We start from the raw sequence: 16,810 nt of genomic DNA on the forward strand, positions 1-16,810 counted from the left end.
AGCAACAACAGGAGCAGCAGGGAACCTCTCGATCTCAGGGGGAAATACCATCACCCTGAACGTGGATGATGCTGATGCAGATCCCAACAACGAAATACAAGACCTCAGCCTGGCGGCCAATACCCTGTCCCTTACGGGAGATGCCACACCTGTAGACCTTAGTGGATATCTCGACAATACAGATGCACAGGACCTCACAGGAGCCAGTTTGAGCGGAGCCAATATCCTGCAGATCGACATTCAGAACGGAGCCTCCACAACTGTGGATCTCTCCTCCCTGGATAATCCCGGTACAGATGATCAGACCGCTGCAGAAGTAAGTTATGACAATATCACCTCGGGACTAACTGCTATCACTGTTCAGGATGCAATAGACGAAGTAGTAGCTTCCGGCCCCACTGCAGTATTTCATTCTTTGGGATTTATCAATGGCTTGCTCCCAGACGGAGATCCAGGAGCAATTAGAAATGGATTTAACATTGCATCTATAACCAAGATAAGTACTGGCAATTATAGAGTTAATTTTACAACTGTAGCAAGTTCAACAGATTATGTAGTCCAACTTACCTTAAGAGCGACTTTATCAGGTGCTTCAATACAAGTTATCGGGCAACAAACTACGGACTTTACCGTACAAATTAAGGAACCTGATGATATAACTAATCTTGATGCACAGTTTTACTTTACGGTTATTGATTTTTAGATGAGGCCAGTTTTTCTTTTAATAGCATATCTTTTCAGCCTCATAGGCTACACTCAACCCGCCCTCTATAACAGCGGGAACCTGCGAATACACGACCAGGGGCAGCTGGGCTTTCATACCGACCTGATCAACAACGGGATCTTTGACGACAACCTGGGTCTGGTGGGGTTTTACGGCCCGGGAACCCTGGAGGTATCTGGCGCCCTGAACCCGGTATTTTTCGACGTAGAGATCGCGGCAGACGGTGGGGTGGTTCTAAGTACCAGTGTAGGGGTGCGCAACAATACCAACTTTATATCCGGGAATTTCCTGACTAACAGGGCACAACCCCAATTGTTCTATGAATTTTTAAGGGATGCCTTCTATGTGGGCGAGAGTGATGTGTCTAAGGTAGATGGATATGCCACGCTGAGCGGGCAGCAGAACTTTACTTTTCCGGTGGGAGACAGCCAGTTCGTCCGGCCCCTGATCCTGAATTCGGAAGGGGAAAACGCCTTTGCCCGATGCGCCTATTTCTTCGAAGACCCGAATTTTCCGTCCACCTTTTCTCCCTTTAATACGCAGATCAAACCCCGGACCATAGAAGCTGTGAGCACCTTTGAGTTCTGGCGTCTGGAAGGTACTGTAACTTCCACAGTGACACTAAGTTGGAATGCCAGGAGTAATTTAACATTTATAGCTGAAGAGGTCGGGAACATAGTAGTAATGGGGTGGAACAAGGCTGCGGGCCAGTGGCTACCCCTGGGCAATACAGCGATTGGAGGGGATCTGACGGCTGGTTTTGTTACTTCCGGACCCTTTGTGCCGGACGATTTCGAGATCATCACCTTTGGAAGCCTGGCCGTGGCCGAAGAACTGCTTACGCTCGATAATTACTACGTTTCCCCCAATGGAGATGGCATTAACGATTTCCTGGAGATCCCCGAACTGGAGTTGTCCCCCAACAACCGTCTGGAGATCTATGACCGCCGGGGATTGAAAGTGTTCCAGATGGATAATTACCAGAACGAATTCACCGGAATTTCCAATGTGGACAACCTGGTCCTAAACCGGAATATCGGTCTGCCGGAAGGGCTCTATTTCTACATCATTTCCATGGACGATCTCGGCCTGAATTTCCAGGGATTTCTCTTCCTGGAACGCTGATTGTAAGGCTATTCCTACCCGCTGAAACGCTTTATTTATCGGTGATTTTCATCGAATACCCCCTACACCACAGCTTTTTACCCATACACAACAATAATTCCGACCAGCAGGGGATTGACGTTATTTTTACTTCGCTTAAAAATTTGCGCAATTTTTTTAAGATGAACCCAAAACAATTACTTTTTTTCCTGATCCTACTTTGCGGCCTTACCCTCTCCGCCCAGGTAAAGATCGGCCAGAACCCTAACCAGATCAATTCAGCTTCCATTATAGAGCTGGAGAGTACTACCAAAGCTTTTGTACTCACCCGGGTCAACACAGCTCAGATGCATGCGATCAAGCCCCTCAGGGGAGCCCTGGTTTACAATACGGAAGACGACTGTGTTTTCTACTATACGGGAGCCCAGTGGGTCGACCTCTGCAATGGAACCACCAACAGGGGAACATTCACTTTTGCCGATAACGGGAATGGCACCTTTACGATCAACTATTCTGACGGGACTTCCTTTACTTCTTCAGACCTTACCGGACCTCAGGGGCTACAGGGAGATCCGGGTCCACAAGGACCCGCTGGACCTGCAGGAGCTGATGGTACTCAGGGACCTCAGGGTGATCCGGGACCGCAAGGACCACAGGGAGATCCCGGGCCACAAGGACCAGTTGGACCAGCCGGACCGCAAGGACCTGCAGGGGCTGATGGAGCCGATGGCGCACAAGGACCCCAGGGAGATCCGGGACCACAAGGACCCGCTGGACCTGCAGGAGCTGATGGTGCAGACGGCGCACAGGGACCCCAGGGAGATCCGGGACCGCAAGGACCACAGGGAGATCCCGGACCGCAAGGACCACAGGGAGATCCTGGACCGCAAGGGCCACAAGGAATACAGGGTGATCCGGGGCCACAGGGACCGATTGGACCTGCCGGACCGCAAGGTCCTGCCGGGGCTGATGGAGCCGATGGCGCACAAGGACCCCAGGGAGATCCGGGACCACAAGGGCCACAAGGAATACAGGGTGATCCGGGACCTCAAGGACCGGTTGGACCTGCCGGACCGCAAGGACCCGCCGGAGCTGATGGAGCCGATGGTGCTCAGGGACCACAGGGTGACCCCGGACCGCAAGGACCTGTTGGACCCGCCGGACCACAAGGGCCTGCCGGAGCTGATGGCGCAGACGGTGCTCAGGGACCTCAGGGTGATCCAGGGCCGCAGGGACCGATTGGACCCGTAGGACCTCAAGGACCTGCCGGAGCTGATGGCGCAGACGGGGCACAGGGACCTCAGGGAGATCCTGGGCCACAAGGAATACAAGGAGATCCTGGGCCACAAGGACCGGTTGGACCTGCCGGACCACAAGGGCCTGCAGGAGCTGACGGAGCAGATGGTGCTCAGGGACCCCAGGGTGATCCGGGGCCGCAAGGGCCTGTGGGACCTGCCGGACCACAAGGACCTGCAGGAGCTGACGGTGCTGATGGCGCTCAAGGACCCCAGGGTGATCCCGGACCGCAAGGTCCGCAAGGAATACAGGGTGATCCTGGACCACAGGGACCCGCTGGACCTGTTGGACCAGTCGGACCACAAGGACCTGCCGGAGCAGACGGAGCTGATGGCGCTCAGGGACCACAAGGTGATCCCGGGCCGCAAGGTCCGCAAGGAATACAAGGAGATCCGGGGCCGATGGGACCTGCCGGACCGCAAGGGCCTGCAGGGGCTGACGGAGCCGATGGCGCTCAGGGACCACAGGGTGATCCTGGACCACAAGGACCTGTTGGACCTGCCGGACCACAAGGACCCGCAGGAGCTGATGGAGCCGATGGAGCTCAGGGACCCCAGGGAGATCCGGGGCCGCAAGGACCACAGGGAATACAAGGGGATCCAGGGCCGCAGGGACCAGTTGGACCCGCAGGACCGCAGGGACCTGCAGGAGCTGACGGTGCCGATGGCGCTCAGGGACCCCAGGGTGATCCGGGTCCACAAGGACCACAGGGAGATCCGGGACCGCAAGGGCCACAAGGAATACAGGGTGATCCGGGACCTCAAGGGCCGCAAGGGCCGGTTGGACCAGCAGGACCGCAAGGACCTGCCGGGGCTGACGGTGCCGATGGCGCACAAGGACCACAGGGTGATCCGGGGCCGCAAGGGCCGCAAGGAATACAAGGAGATCCGGGGCCACAAGGGCCCGCTGGACCTGTCGGACCAGCCGGACCGCAAGGGCCTGCAGGAACTGATGGTGTAGATGGCGCTCAGGGTGATCCGGGACCGCAAGGTCCGCAAGGAATACAAGGAGATCCGGGACCGCAAGGACCTGTTGGACCCGCCGGACCACAAGGGCCTGCCGGAGCTGACGGTGCCGATGGCGCTCAAGGACCACAGGGTGATCCGGGACCGCAAGGGCCGCAAGGGCCTGTTGGACCTCAGGGTCCTGCCGGAGCTGACGGAGCCGATGGTGCTCAGGGACCCCAGGGAGATCCGGGACCACAGGGACCGATTGGACCAGTCGGACCGCAAGGACCTACCGGACCGCAAGGACCTGCCGGAGCTGACGGAGCCGATGGTGCTCAGGGACCGATTGGACCAGTCGGACCGCAAGGACCTGCCGGAGCAGACGGGGCACAAGGACCTCAGGGAGATCCGGGGCCGCAAGGGCCGCAAGGAATACAAGGGGATCCGGGACCTCAAGGACCGGTTGGACCAGCCGGACCGCAAGGGCCTGCCGGGGCTGATGGTGCCGATGGCGCTCAGGGACCACAGGGAGATCCGGGACCGCAAGGACCACAAGGAATTCAAGGTGACCCAGGACCGATGGGACCGCAAGGGCCAGCCGGACCAGCAGGACCGCAAGGACCTGCCGGAGATCCCGCGACCGACGATCAGACCCTGTCCACGAACAATAATCCGGGTAATATCAGTATCAGTGGTGGAAATACCATTACCCTCAATGTCAATGACGCGGATTCGAGTCCTACTAACGAAATTCAGACATTATCCCTTTCGGGTACCAATCTGACTATTTCAGGGCCTGGCGGAAATACTGTGACACTGACCCCTCTGATCGACACCAACCTGGCCACGGATAATTTGACTCAGGATGCGGAAACCCGCACTTACAATATGAACAACCAGAATCTAGGCTTTACCAATGGCAGGGTTGGGGTCGGTACGACAACCCCTACTTCCCGACTGGGAGTAGCCGGTTCGTTCTCCTCACCTATTCGTTCCACCGCAGTCAATACAAGCCTGGGTATTGACGATTTTACCCTGATCATGACGGCTAGGGACCTGACGATCTCCCTGCCAGCAGCCAATACATGTCCGGGTCGCATCTACGTGCTCAAAAACACGGCCAGCGGTGACAATGCTACCAATATCAGTTACCGTGATAAAAAAGGTGATCCGGAGAACAAGATTGACAAAGAAAGGACATTGTGGCTGCAAAGTGATGGTACCAACTGGCAGTTGATCAGTGTACTGTAAAGCAAACATCGAAATGAAGCACAGGTTCCTCATAGGGTTACTCTTTTTCATTGCCGGGCTTCAGGCCCAGGATGCTGTTCATAATTTTGGTGTGATCCAGATACACAACAATGCAGAGGTGGGGTTTCATCTCGACCTTGTCAATGACGGTAGTTTCGATCAGATTACAGGACTGGTCGGTTTCTACGGCAATGAGGATCCCCTCACCGTCTCAGGAGCGTATACCCCCGTCCTACACGATGCCGAAGTGGATGTTCCGGGCGGATTGATCCTTCAGATCCCTATAGATGTTCACAATAACGTGAATCTGGTCACCGGAGATATACGGACAGTAAAGTCGGGTACTGCGGTTTACTCCAATTTCATGGATGATGCCTTTTATATAGGGGAAAGCAGTGTTTCCAAGATCAATGGATACGGGGCCGTGACCAATAAGGAATCCTTTGTTTTCCCGGTGGGCAATGAGGACCGGTTAAGACCCTTGTTGATAGAATCCGTAGCTGTGAATGCCATGGCAAAATGTGCTTATTTTTTTGAGGACCCTAATGATTCTAAAACTCTGAACCAGTCCTTTCAGACCGGAAAGAAGGCTACGGACTACATTTCAGTGAGCGATAAGGAATTCTGGAGGTTGGAAAGCGACGTCCCTTCGAAAGTGACACTTACCTGGGATATGTACAGCGACGTAAGGTCCCTGGGCGAATATTTGAGTGATCTCAAAGTCGTGGGATGGAGCAAATCGGAGAATCAATGGGTAAACCTGGGTAATTCTGCCGTAGAAGGGGGAATGGCCTATGGGTCCGTCACCTCGGAGGTCTTCCTGCCCAGTGACTACGAAATTCTGACCCTGGGAGGAAATGATGACCGCCTGGAGACTTATGATACCATAGAACTTGACAATTACTTCATGACCCCAAACGGAGACGGGACCAACGATATGCTCGAACTGGAAGGCATTTCCCAGTCGCCTAATAACCTCCTCGAGATCTTCGACAGGTATGGGGTGCTGGTGTATTCCAAGGCGAATTACCAAAATGATTTCACCGGAAGATCCAACAGGGAATCCGTGATTGAGAGAGGTAAAGGCCTGGCCTCCGGGATCTATTTCTATATCCTGACCATGCACGACCTCAGACAGAAACACCAGGGATACCTGTATATATCAAACTAGGGTTCCGGTTTTTCCCTTTAATTCGGTTTTCACATATCAATATTTCAAGGCCTTTACGGATTGTATCCCAATATCCGATCAGAACTGTTGAATTTGTATTAATTTTAGCTATCTGAGAATAGGCCGAAACGAATTTCTGCCTTAATTGTGACCTCATTCTATGAAAACACTACATGTACTCCGTTTATTATCGTTTTGCCTTTTATTGATTATTGTTATCCCGAATGAAGTAAGAGCCCAGGATGATCCATTCTCTATTGATGAGCTTATGGGCAAGGCTGATATTGAACTCTACGGCAAGGACATCAACCTCAGGAAGGAAGCCTATGACGCCTTTCTCAAAATGAAAAAAGCCGCCTACCAGGATGATCGATTCTCTATTGATGAGCTGATGGGCAAGGCTGATATTGAGCTCTACGGCAAGGACATCAACCTCAGGAAGGAAGCCTATGACGCCTTTCTCAAAATGAAAAAAGCCGCCTACCAGGACGGTATCGATATCAAGATCGTGTCGAGTTATCGCAGTTTTGACCGGCAGCTGGCCATTTATGAGCGTAAGTATCTGCAATACACGGAGGATGAGGGTATGGAGCCCCTGGAGGCCATAGACAAGATCATAGAGTATTCTACCATCCCGGGAACCAGCAGGCATCACTGGGGTACAGATATAGACATCATAGACGGCAATAAACCGGCAGAGGGTGACGTGCTGGTGCCTTCTAAATTTGAAGAAGGCGGGCCTTTCGCAGACCTGAAAAACTGGATGGACGAACATGCCAGCGAATACGGATTCTACATCGTGTATACCGCAGAACCCAAAAGGAGGGGGTTTAAATACGAACCGTGGCATTACAGCTATGCTCCCCTCTCAGTGCCTATGCTGGAGGTATTCAGGAAAAAGAATATTTTACAGCTATTGGTAGAAGAAGATTTCCTGGGAAGTGAATTCCTGACCACAGGTTTTATCAAAACCTATATTCGGGACAACATTCTCGACATCAACCAGACCCTCCTGTAATTATTACCCGGTAACCGATCATCAATGAGACGAGCAAACTGGAAACTACGGATCTTTATCGGCCTTGCCATCGTCGCCTTTGCTATGGTACAACGCTGCAGCAACAAGGAAAAAAATCCCTATACAGGCAGGGTACAGCATATCAACATGACCGCAGACCAGGAGATCGCCATTGGTTTGCAAAGCACCCCACAGATTGCACAGCAATACGGCGGACTCTACCCGGACAATCGCATGCAGGCCTACATAGACGCCATCGGCAATAAACTCGTGAGGAACAGCATTGCACGGGAAACTCCCTATGAATACGAATTTCATTTGCTTGCGGATGAAAATACTGTTAATGCCTTTGCCCTGCCCGGAGGGCAGATCTTTATTACCTATGCCCTTTTCTCGAAACTCAACGAGGCGCAACTGGCCGGGGTCCTGGGGCATGAGATCGGTCATGTTATCGGGAGGCACTCGGCTGAGCGAATAGCCGAAAGCAGCTATTGGCAGACCATCAGTATGGGCGCTCAGGTAGGGGCTGATGCCGGGAATATTGTAGGTGCGATCGGCCAAAATACACTTCTGAAAAACGGCAGGGGCGATGAACTGGAAAGCGATGACTTGGGTGTACTGTTCATGATCCGGTCGGGCTATCCGCCCGATCAGATGATCGAAGTGATGAAGATCCTAAAAGCCGCAGCGGGGCCCAACAGGGTTCCCGAATTTCAGAGCACACATCCTGACCCCGACAACAGGATCGCAAGGATTCGTGAATCGATCCAGAAGTACCGCGGTGGATGATTCCGGTAATTCATCCATCCAAATTAGGTTCCTATCCTTTTTTTTCTATCTTTGATTTTCTCCCAAGTCATTTGATGCCCCCGATTTAACCCTTATAGCTTTAAGAACACTAAGACTATATGGGAACACTAACACATTTTAAAAATCTGTACCTGCAGGCCTTTGACGATTGTAAACCGGAATACCTGGTCTTTCTGCTGAAAGTCTATTCCGCTTTTTGCGCGATCATGCTCTTAATGGCATTTTACGCATTCTTCTACAGGGCTTTTACAGGTTTCGAATTTTAGGACCCTTTTACGAGAACACAAAGGGAACAGTGAACAGTTACCCCGGGCAAATCCGGGGTGACTTTTGCTTTATTCTTCTTTCCACACTTTTTGATCTCCGGGGTCAATTCCAGAAAAAGCAGTCTTGAAAGTGGCATTCCCCGCATAATCGTGCTATTTTTGTGGATTGATTTCAATCATAACCGGAGAAATGCACAAGAAAGTTATTCTGATGATCCTCGATGGATGGGGAAAGTCGCCCGATCCTAAGGTCTCTGCCGTTGAACAGGCGAATACTCCTTTTATGAGTTCGCTCTACAAAAAGTATCCCAACAGCAACCTCCTTACAGACGGGATGAACGTGGGTTTACCTGAAGGTCAGATGGGAAACAGCGAAGTGGGTCATATGAATTTGGGCGCTGGCAGGATCGTATACCAGGATCTGGCAAAGATCAACAAAGCCGTACAGGAAAACACCATAAAGGACGAGCCCGTGATCAGAGATGCATTCACCTACGCACGGGCGAATGGAAAAAACGTGCATCTGCTTGGACTCGTTAGTGACGGGGGTGTACACAGCCACATCGATCATCTCAAAGGATTGATAGCAGCGGCGGAGGAGTTCGACCTAGATAAGGTTTTTGTTCACGCCTTCACGGATGGAAGGGATGTGGATCCTAAAAGCGGCAAGGGCTTTCTCGAAGACCTGAATAGGTTTTGCGGGGATAAAAAGGCCAGGTTGGCCAGTGTCATAGGGCGTTATTACGCCATGGACCGGGACAAGCGATGGGAACGTATCAAACTGGCCTACGATCTGGTTGTACACGGAAAAGGTGAAAAAACCGGCGATGTGGCTGCGACTATCCAAAAGAGTTATGACGAAGGTGTAACCGATGAGTTTCTCAAACCCATTTCGGTCACCGGAGAGGATGGCAACCCTCTCGCCACCATACAGGAAAATGACGTGGTCATATTCTTCAATTTCAGGACGGACCGAGGAAGGGAACTCACCGAAGTCCTCTCCCAAAAAGACCATCCAGAGCAAGAGATGAAGACCCTAGCCCTGTACTATGTCACCATGACGAATTACGACGACACCTTTAAGAATATCAAGGTAGTCTACGATAAAGAGAACCTGCAGGATACCCTGGGAGAGGTCCTGGCCAGAGCCGGAAAGAAGCAGATCCGCATAGCAGAAACCGAGAAATATCCTCATGTAACCTTCTTTTTTAACGGAGGAAGAGAGGAACCTTTTGAAGGGGAAAAACGCATCATGTGCCCTTCGCCCAAAGTGGCCACCTATGACCTTCAACCCGAAATGAGCGCCTACGACGTAAGGGATGCTATTGTTGCCGAATTGAAAAAGGAGGAAGCTGATTTTGTATGCCTGAATTTTGCCAATCCCGATATGGTGGGCCATACCGGAATCATGGAAGCCGCCATTAAAGCGGTGGAGACCGTAGACACCTGTGCCGAAGCTGTCGTAACCACGGGACTCAAACATGGTTACAGTTCCCTGATTATCGCCGATCACGGTAATTGCGATACCATGATCAACCCAGATGGAAGCCCCAATACAGCACATACCACCAACCCGGTTCCCCTGATTGTGGTGGACGAGGATATCAAATCTGTAAAGGATGGCGTACTGGGAGATATCGCTCCGACTATCCTGCATATGATGGGCATAGATCAGCCCGAAGCCATGACACAAAAATCACTCGTTTAACTTACTCAGGGACCTATACATATGATCCAGGTAAAGACAGCCGAAGAAATTGAATTGATGCGCGAGAGTGCGCTGATCGTATCCAGGACATTGGGGATGCTCGCCGGAGAGATCAAACCCGGAGTTACAGGTCTGTACCTCGACAAACTGGCCGAGGAATTTATCCGGGACCACGGAGCAGAACCTGGATTCCTGGGGATGTATGACTTCCCCAATACCCTTAATCTCAGTCCCAATGCTCAGGTAGTGCACGGCATTCCCAATAATGAGCCCCTCAAAGACGGGGATATCCTGTCCGTGGATTGCGGTTCCCTTAAAAATGGATTTTACGGAGACCACGCCTACACCTTCGAAGTGGGTGAGGTGGATGCCGAAACAAAGAAATTGCTCCGGGTGACCAAGGAATCCCTCTACAAAGGCATCGAACAATTCAGGATGGGCAACCGGGTCGGAGATGTCGCCTTTGCCATACAGCAACACTGCGAAGCCCAGGGTTACGGGATCGTCCGGGAACTGGTCGGACACGGCCTGGGCAGGAAGCTGCACGAGGCACCCGAAATCCCCAATTACGGAAAACGCGGAAGGGGAAAGAAATTCGTGGAAGGTATGGTGATCGCTATAGAGCCTATGGTCAACATGGGAACACGCAGGATCAAACAGCTGAGTGACGGGTGGACCATCCTCACCGCCGATGGAAAACCCAGTGCACATTTTGAGCACGACGTGGCCCTGGTCAACGGAAGACCCGAACTCCTGTCTACGTTCCAGTATATCTATGACGCCCTTGGTATCCAAAGCGAAGAAGAGGAACCCTACAGGGCAGCAAAACTTCAAGGCTAGAACCGGGGTGAAAAAGCTCTTTACTTTTATCCTGAAATTATTTCCCCGCCCTGTTCTTATTCGTTTGAGCTATGTGGTAAGTCCTCTTTTGTCCTTATGGCTCAGAGGGAAAAAATACACGGATCCTATAGACGGGAAAAGTTTCAGGAAATTCCTCCCATACGGATACGAAAGACCAAGGGATAATGTCCTCTCCCCCTCTACCCTGTCCCTCGAAAGACACAGGCTGTTATGGCTATTCCTGGTCCGTGAAACCGATTTTTTCAACAAGGGGTACAAGGTACTTCACTTCGCTCCTGAGCAGGCATTTTACAAGCGTTTCAGGAAGTTGAAGAACATAGATTACACCACTACCGACCTCGATTCCCCCCTTGCCGATGTGAAAGCAGACATCTGCGATCTTCCTTTTGCTGATGAGAGTTTTGATGTCATCCTGTGCAATCACGTCCTGGAGCATATCCCGGATGATAAAAAGGCCATGTCAGAACTCTTCAGGGTCATGAAAAGAGGTGGCTGGGGTATATTCCAGATTCCACAGGACCTGGGTCGCGAAACCACCTTTGAGGATCCGAGTATTACAGACCGAAAGAAAAGGGCTGAGATTTTTGGCCAGTACGACCATGTCCGTATCTACGGACGGGATTATTTTAAAAAACTGGAGGCAGTAGGTTTCCGTGTGGAGCCTGTCCCCTATGCCGCACAACTCCCGGCGGCAGATGCCGAGCGATTCAGACTTGCCAGAGAGGAAGTAGTCCCTCTGGTGAAAAAGCCATGATCACTCCCTGATACGCTCCCTGAAACCGGGCGTAAAGAATTCCCTGACCTGCCCATTTTCATCCAGGTAGATGATATATGCTTCCAGGGTCTTATCCTCTTCGAGATATGCCATGGAAGAAGTCAGGTCCATGGTCATAAAAGCGGTAGCAAAGGCATCGGCAATGGCGCAGGAGGGCCCTATAACACTAGCTGATAATACATTGGAGTTTTTCGTATATCCTGTTTTTGGGTCGATGGTGTGCACGTATTTCTCCCCGGTGATAGAATCTATGCGAAATTTCCGATAGTTCCCGGAGGAAGCCAGGGCTTCATTCTCCAGAAAGAGGGTCGTCTTGAGTCTCCGACCAACTTCCACCTGGGGGTCATCGATACCCACTACCCAGCGTTGCTCTTTGATCTTATTGGTACCCCTGACCACGATCTCCCCTCCTACTTCCACCAGGTAATTCTCAATGCCATGCTGGTCTAGCATCATGGCCAGCCTGTCTATGGCATATCCTTTGGCAATCGCATTGAAATCGAGCTGCATCTCCGGAAAAGCTTTCCGAATACGGTTGTCCTCGGTCAGGCTGATCTTGTCTAACCCCACATAATTCTTGAGTTCTGCGATGTGCGAACTGTCGGTGAGTCCGGCCGCACCCGGACCGAAGCCCCACGCATTGACCAGGATACCCACGGTAGGGTCAAAATACCCCTCGGTTGCTTCATAAACCTCCCGGCTTAGGTAAAGTACCTCTCTGAACATGTCATCCACCACCACGCTGGTATCCCCGCGGTTGATCCTGGAGATATCCGATTCGGGTATATAGGTAGACATTGACCGGTTGACCACCCGGAACACAGAATCTATTTCCTGTTGCAGATCCAGCGAATCCTGCGTAAGGTAGATGATGGAATAGGTGGTCCCCAGGGCTTCTCCAAGGGCTGTATTCCTCTTCAGTTCTCCCTTCGTCCCACAGGAGGTGAGGAGTACGGCCAGCAGGAAAACTACTCCTGATGTAACGAGCTTAAATTTCGACCAGGCCTTCATAGTGTACCAGGTATTCTTGGTTGAGCAGGACCGGTTTGTTCCGGTCTGCGGCATTTGAGATTCCGACCCCGGCGTAATAGGTCTTGGCTTCGAACTTAAGGGCGTGCTCCTTTACCTTAGCCATCAGGACTTCATCGTACTTGGCGGGATCTTCCGGAAAAGGAATATTCCTTACCACGATAAAATGGAGCTCCTTGTTCTTCAAACAGACGAACTGGGGGTTCTTTTTTAATTTGCTGTTGACACCCATGAATTCGAATCCATCCGCCTCGAGCTCTTTCCCGACGATATTCATCGCGAGGTTATGCAATTCTTGTTCCGTGAGTTCCTTCATTTTTAAGGGATAAAAAAACCGATACTCTGGAATATCGGTTTTTCTAGTTTATTTACTGATTTGTTATCCGCCGAAATCGTCGAATCGGATATTCTCGTCCGGGATCCCAAAATCTTCACCCATTTTCTGCACCGCCTTGTTCATCAGGGGCGGGCCACAGAAATAGAGTTCAATATCCTCCGGCGTCTCATGTTTGCTGAGATAATTGTCGATCACACAATTGTGAATGAAGCCGACGAACCCGTCTCCCGGACTGTCGAGGTCTTCTTTTACCTTCCAGTTGTCCTCTTCCAGAGGCTCCGAAAGCGCCATGTAGAATTTGAAGTTCGGGAATTCCTTCTCCAGTTTCTTAAAGTGGTCTATGTAGAACAGTTCCCTCTTGGAACGACCTCCGTACCAGTAGGTGACCTTCCTGTTGGTCTTCAGGGTCTTGAAGAGGTGATACAGGTGCGACCTCATCGGGGCCATCCCGGCACCCCCGCCCACATAGAGCATTTCAGCATCGGATTCGTTGATAAAGAATTCACCGTAAGGACCTGAAATCGTAACCTTATCTCCTTTCTTCTTGGAAAAGATATAGGAAGAGGCAATTCCTGGATTCACGTCCATCCATCCGTTCTTTGACCTGTCCCATGGGGGGGTCGCAATACGGACATTGAGCATGATCTCTCTTCCTTCAGCCGGATAAGAGGCCATGGAATAAGCCCTTTCCACCACTTCGTTATTCTTCATCACAAGGGGCCAGAGGTTGAACTTGTCCCACTCGGTCTTGAATTTATCTGGAGTTTCGTGCTCTTCAGGGTGAGCCGTGATATCGATATCGGAATATTTAACCTCACAGGGCGGGATCTCGATCTGGATGTAACCCCCTGCTTTGTAGTTCATATCCTCCGGTATCTCGACGACAAACTCCTTGATGAAAGAGGCCACATTGTAATTTCTCACGACGGTTCCCTCCCATTTCTTGATCCCGAATACCTCTTCGGGAATGGTGATATTCATGTCTTGCTTCACCTTTACCTGGCAGGCAAGCCTGGCTCCCTCATTGAGCTCTTTCTTGGAGAAATGAGGAGTTTCCGTGGGCAGGGCCTCTCCCCCACCTGAGAGCACATGGCATTCGCACTGAATACATGTACCCCCACCTCCGCATGCAGAGGGGAGGAAGATCTTCTGGTTCCCAAGGGTAGAAAGGAGTGAACTCCCGGATGCTACCTGAATCTGTTTCTCCCCGTTAATAGTGATGGTCACGGGGCCTGAGGGCGATAACTTTTCCTTGGTAAAGAGCAACAATGCTACCAGTAAAAGCAGCAGGATCATAAAGGCGATTACCGTGATCAGTATGGTACCAAGCGTACTTGTAGCTAAAATCATGCTTATTCTTTTTCTATAGCGTTATAGGACACGACATTTTGTTCCGCATCCTCTTCCAAATTCATTTTTTCTTCTTCAGTCTTCTCTTGAACGGCGGTCTCTTCAGGAACAGGAGCAGCTTCATCACCTCCTGTCAGCATACCCCCGAAACTCATAAAACCAATGGCCATGAGACCGGTTATGATAAACGTGATCCCAAGTCCTCTCAGTGGAGGCGGAACATTGGAATAACGAATCTTTTCCCGTATGGCTGCGATGGCCAGAATGGCCAGGAACCAACCAATTCCTGAACTCAGTCCGTAGTTGAAGGCCAGTCCCAGGGAAGGGATCTCACGCGCCTGCATAAACAGTGAACCTCCGAGGATGGCACAGTTTACCGCGATGAGAGGCAGGAAGATCCCCAGGGAGTTATACAGGGCAGGTGAAAATTTCTCTACCACGATCTCCACCAGCTGAACCATGGTTGCAATGGTAGCGATAAACAGGATGAACGAGAGGAAACTCAGGTTGTAGTCTGCATATTCCGGTCCGAGCCATGACAGGGCACCGTCCCTGAGCAAATATTGATCCAGCAACCAGTTCAGAGGAACGGTCACTGCGAGTACAAAGATCACTGCTGCACCCAGACCTACGGCTGTTGATACCTTCTTGGACACCGCCAGGTAGCTACACATTCCGAGGAAGGTGGCAAAGACCATGTTGTCTATGAAGATCGACTTAAAAAATAATTCTGTGTGTTCTAACATAATACCTATATATAGGGTGTATTAATTTTCTTCAATCAAAGCGGGGTTGCGAGATCGCTGTACCCAGATCAGGATTCCGACCACGATCAGTGCCATGGGAGACAAGAGCATAAATCCATTGTTCTCATAACCTATGGCGTATAAGCCCGTCTTTTCTATAGGATTTCCCAGTACAGGAAAGCCCAATAAGGTCCCTGAGCCCAGGAGCTCACGGAAAAATCCGACGATGATCAGGATGACTCCGTACCCTGCAGCATTTCCGATCCCGTCAAGGAAGGAACGCCATACTCCATTACCCAGCGCAAAAGCTTCAAAGCGACCCATGATAATACAGTTGGTGATGATCAGCCCGACGAATACTGCCAGCGTCTTGCTCAACTCATAAGCAAATGCCTTGAGGACCTGGTCTACGATGATCACAAGGGTAGCCACTACGACCAGCTGCACGATGATCCGGATCTTTGAAGGTATGATATTCCGCATCAGGGAGATCACAACATTACCAAGGCCCAATACAAAAAGTACGGACAAGGCCATTACTATAGAAGCCTTGAGCTCTGCGGTGATCGCCAGGGCAGAACAAATTCCCAAAACCTGAATGGTGATCGGGTTGTTGTCTGCCAGCGGATCTAAGATCAGTTTGGAATCTTTTTTTGAAAGTATAGCCATGTTATCCTTGGTTTCTTAAGGTTTCAAAATAGTCTTTGTACAAGTTCACGGTCTTGGCGATCATTGCCGAAACTCCGTTCCCTGTGATGGTAGCTCCTGCCAGGGCATCCACCTCATTATCGTCCTTGATCTCATTGACAGGGTCGTTATTCCCCTTTACCACTTTGATCCCGGTATAATTCGATCCGTTGAGGATACTCTCTCCGGTAAAGTCGTCCATAAAATAGCGCTGCTTGATATTGGCTCCCAGACCAGGGGTTTCGGCCTTGTGATCAAAATAGACCCCCTGTACGACCATATTTTTATCCAGTGCCATAAAGCCCCAGATAGCATCCCACAGCCCTTTTCCGTACATGGGTACGATGTAATAGGTCTGCCCGTCCTTATTTCCGATAAATACCGGCAATTTTGGGGTTGCCCCGTCTTTGAGCTTATCCAACTCCTTTTTAAGGTCGATCATATACGCCTGGTCATCCTTGGTGATCTGATCTCCTTCTATGATCAGCTGCTCCGTGATATAGGTGGAGAATTCTTCTTCCACTACATCGGTAGGGACGAAATTCACGCTTCCTTCGCCTTCATTCTCATTGACACCCATGGCGTAGAGAATATTCTGCTGCTTTTCAAAGCGTTCGTTCTCTTTGATTTTCCCACTTAAAGCCGAAGCGAGGTAAGCGAGTATACTTCCCACTACGACCACCATCAAACAGGCAAAAAGAACTGTATAAATATTATTTTCTTTATTCAT

Annotated in this window: 19 protein-coding genes and 1 pseudogene; 14 read left to right on the top strand and 6 right to left on the bottom strand. The window is 50.9% G+C overall.

Annotated features, from left to right (window positions below):
• From IEV19_RS04900 to IEV19_RS04945, 14 genes and pseudogenes are all read left to right on the top strand, one after another.
• Nucleotides 1–703, top strand: a 703-nt coding sequence (locus IEV19_RS04900) for a hypothetical protein (RefSeq protein ID WP_194419540.1), incomplete at its 5' end; no start/stop codon positions are given.
• A complete protein-coding gene (locus IEV19_RS04905; RefSeq protein ID WP_188369555.1) occupies nucleotides 704–1,849 on the top strand; it encodes a T9SS type B sorting domain-containing protein in 1,146 nt (381 codons plus the stop codon).
• Nucleotides 1,850–2,010: 161 nt separating this feature from the next.
• Nucleotides 2,011–2,214: pseudogene (locus IEV19_RS13930) on the top strand (phage tail-like protein); the annotation flags it as partial.
• Complete coding sequence (locus IEV19_RS13820) at nucleotides 2,180–3,079, top strand: hypothetical protein (protein ID WP_229732485.1); 900 nt, start codon at nucleotides 2,180–2,182, stop codon at nucleotides 3,077–3,079. The pseudogene IEV19_RS13930 and the gene IEV19_RS13820, both read left to right, overlap by 35 nt.
• A gap of 24 nt (nucleotides 3,080–3,103) precedes the next feature.
• Nucleotides 3,104–4,084: a hypothetical protein gene (locus tag IEV19_RS13825; protein WP_229732486.1), complete on the top strand. Its 981-nt coding sequence runs from the start codon at nucleotides 3,104–3,106 to the stop codon at nucleotides 4,082–4,084.
• Nucleotides 4,085–4,855 carry a hypothetical protein gene (locus tag IEV19_RS13830; RefSeq protein WP_229732487.1) on the top strand — a complete coding sequence of 257 codons (771 nt, stop codon included), beginning with the start codon at nucleotides 4,085–4,087 and terminating at the stop codon, nucleotides 4,853–4,855.
• Between the two features lie 26 nt (nucleotides 4,856–4,881).
• Nucleotides 4,882–5,322, top strand: a complete 441-nt coding sequence (locus IEV19_RS13835; protein ID WP_229732488.1) for a hypothetical protein — start codon at nucleotides 4,882–4,884, stop codon at nucleotides 5,320–5,322.
• Between the two features lie 13 nt (nucleotides 5,323–5,335).
• Nucleotides 5,336–6,493, top strand: coding sequence for a T9SS type B sorting domain-containing protein (locus IEV19_RS04915; RefSeq protein ID WP_188369556.1), 1,158 nt, complete (start codon nucleotides 5,336–5,338; stop codon nucleotides 6,491–6,493).
• Nucleotides 6,494–6,836: 343 nt separating this feature from the next.
• Complete coding sequence (locus tag IEV19_RS04920; protein ID WP_188370737.1) at nucleotides 6,837–7,511, top strand: M15 family metallopeptidase; 675 nt, start codon at nucleotides 6,837–6,839, stop codon at nucleotides 7,509–7,511.
• Between the two features lie 24 nt (nucleotides 7,512–7,535).
• On the top strand, nucleotides 7,536–8,300 hold the full coding sequence (locus IEV19_RS04925; RefSeq protein ID WP_188369557.1) for a M48 family metalloprotease: 765 nt from the start codon (nucleotides 7,536–7,538) through the stop codon (nucleotides 8,298–8,300).
• Nucleotides 8,301–8,419: 119 nt separating this feature from the next.
• Complete coding sequence (locus IEV19_RS04930; protein WP_188369558.1) at nucleotides 8,420–8,587, top strand: DUF6747 family protein; 168 nt, start codon at nucleotides 8,420–8,422, stop codon at nucleotides 8,585–8,587.
• 190 nt (nucleotides 8,588–8,777) lie between these two features.
• Nucleotides 8,778–10,295, top strand: coding sequence for a 2,3-bisphosphoglycerate-independent phosphoglycerate mutase (gpmI, locus tag IEV19_RS04935; RefSeq protein WP_188369559.1), 1,518 nt, complete (start codon nucleotides 8,778–8,780; stop codon nucleotides 10,293–10,295).
• A 21-nt stretch (nucleotides 10,296–10,316) separates the two neighbouring features.
• Nucleotides 10,317–11,135 (top strand): type I methionyl aminopeptidase, encoded by an 819-nt coding sequence (gene map / locus IEV19_RS04940; protein WP_188369560.1) that lies wholly within the window; start codon nucleotides 10,317–10,319, stop codon nucleotides 11,133–11,135.
• Between the two features lie 7 nt (nucleotides 11,136–11,142).
• Complete coding sequence (locus IEV19_RS04945; protein WP_229732548.1) at nucleotides 11,143–11,910, top strand: class I SAM-dependent methyltransferase; 768 nt, start codon at nucleotides 11,143–11,145, stop codon at nucleotides 11,908–11,910.
• Here the strand turns inward: IEV19_RS04945 and IEV19_RS04950 are convergent, their stop codons facing one another.
• The 6 genes from IEV19_RS04950 to IEV19_RS04975 all read right to left on the bottom strand — a co-directional run bounded on the left by IEV19_RS04950 (nucleotide 11,911) and on the right by IEV19_RS04975 (nucleotide 16,810).
• Entirely contained in the window at nucleotides 11,911–12,942 is a 1,032-nt protein-coding gene (locus IEV19_RS04950) for an FAD:protein FMN transferase (RefSeq protein ID WP_188369562.1), read from the bottom strand.
• Nucleotides 12,920–13,276: a DUF8840 domain-containing protein gene (locus tag IEV19_RS04955; protein WP_188369563.1), complete on the bottom strand. Its 357-nt coding sequence runs from the start codon at nucleotides 13,274–13,276 to the stop codon at nucleotides 12,920–12,922. The genes IEV19_RS04950 and IEV19_RS04955 overlap by 23 nt, the downstream gene beginning before the upstream one ends.
• A gap of 63 nt (nucleotides 13,277–13,339) precedes the next feature.
• Complete coding sequence (gene nqrF / locus IEV19_RS04960) at nucleotides 13,340–14,647, bottom strand: NADH:ubiquinone reductase (Na(+)-transporting) subunit F (protein WP_188369564.1); 1,308 nt, start codon at nucleotides 14,645–14,647, stop codon at nucleotides 13,340–13,342.
• Nucleotides 14,648–14,649: 2 nt separating this feature from the next.
• Complete coding sequence (gene nqrE, locus IEV19_RS04965) at nucleotides 14,650–15,393, bottom strand: NADH:ubiquinone reductase (Na(+)-transporting) subunit E (protein ID WP_188369565.1); 744 nt, start codon at nucleotides 15,391–15,393, stop codon at nucleotides 14,650–14,652.
• A gap of 21 nt (nucleotides 15,394–15,414) precedes the next feature.
• Nucleotides 15,415–16,062: an NADH:ubiquinone reductase (Na(+)-transporting) subunit D gene (locus tag IEV19_RS04970; RefSeq protein ID WP_188369566.1), complete on the bottom strand. Its 648-nt coding sequence runs from the start codon at nucleotides 16,060–16,062 to the stop codon at nucleotides 15,415–15,417.
• A 1-nt stretch (nucleotide 16,063) separates the two neighbouring features.
• On the bottom strand, nucleotides 16,064–16,810 hold the full coding sequence (locus IEV19_RS04975; protein WP_188369567.1) for a Na(+)-translocating NADH-quinone reductase subunit C: 747 nt from the start codon (nucleotides 16,808–16,810) through the stop codon (nucleotides 16,064–16,066).

Source organism: Muriicola marianensis (genome assembly GCF_014638095.1).
In the GTDB taxonomy this organism is placed as follows: domain Bacteria; phylum Bacteroidota; class Bacteroidia; order Flavobacteriales; family Flavobacteriaceae; genus Muriicola; species Muriicola marianensis.

Excerpts from the sequence above, each read along its gene's own strand:
- IEV19_RS04905 (WP_188369555.1), top strand. The coding sequence starts at position 704 with ATGAGGCCAGTTTTTCTTTTAATAGCATATCTTTTCAGCCTCATAGGC.
- IEV19_RS13820 (WP_229732485.1), top strand. The coding sequence starts at position 2,180 with ATGCGATCAAGCCCCTCAGGGGAGCCCTGGTTTACAATACGGAAGACG.
- IEV19_RS13825 (WP_229732486.1), top strand. The coding sequence starts at position 3,104 with ATGGCGCAGACGGGGCACAGGGACCTCAGGGAGATCCTGGGCCACAAG.
- IEV19_RS13830 (WP_229732487.1), top strand. The coding sequence starts at position 4,085 with ATGGCGCTCAGGGTGATCCGGGACCGCAAGGTCCGCAAGGAATACAAG.
- IEV19_RS04915 (WP_188369556.1), top strand. The coding sequence starts at position 5,336 with ATGAAGCACAGGTTCCTCATAGGGTTACTCTTTTTCATTGCCGGGCTT.
- IEV19_RS04920 (WP_188370737.1), top strand. The coding sequence starts at position 6,837 with ATGAAAAAAGCCGCCTACCAGGATGATCGATTCTCTATTGATGAGCTG.
- IEV19_RS04925 (WP_188369557.1), top strand. The coding sequence starts at position 7,536 with ATGAGACGAGCAAACTGGAAACTACGGATCTTTATCGGCCTTGCCATC.
- IEV19_RS04930 (WP_188369558.1), top strand. The coding sequence starts at position 8,420 with ATGGGAACACTAACACATTTTAAAAATCTGTACCTGCAGGCCTTTGAC.
- gpmI (WP_188369559.1), top strand. The coding sequence starts at position 8,778 with ATGCACAAGAAAGTTATTCTGATGATCCTCGATGGATGGGGAAAGTCG.
- map (WP_188369560.1), top strand. The coding sequence starts at position 10,317 with ATGATCCAGGTAAAGACAGCCGAAGAAATTGAATTGATGCGCGAGAGT.
- IEV19_RS04950 (WP_188369562.1), bottom strand. The coding sequence starts at position 12,942 with ATGAAGGCCTGGTCGAAATTTAAGCTCGTTACATCAGGAGTAGTTTTC.
- IEV19_RS04955 (WP_188369563.1), bottom strand. The coding sequence starts at position 13,276 with ATGAAGGAACTCACGGAACAAGAATTGCATAACCTCGCGATGAATATC.
- nqrF (WP_188369564.1), bottom strand. The coding sequence starts at position 14,647 with ATGATTTTAGCTACAAGTACGCTTGGTACCATACTGATCACGGTAATC.
- nqrE (WP_188369565.1), bottom strand. The coding sequence starts at position 15,393 with ATGTTAGAACACACAGAATTATTTTTTAAGTCGATCTTCATAGACAAC.
- IEV19_RS04970 (WP_188369566.1), bottom strand. The coding sequence starts at position 16,062 with ATGGCTATACTTTCAAAAAAAGATTCCAAACTGATCTTAGATCCGCTG.
- IEV19_RS04975 (WP_188369567.1), bottom strand. The coding sequence starts at position 16,810 with ATGAATAAAGAAAATAATATTTATACAGTTCTTTTTGCCTGTTTGATG.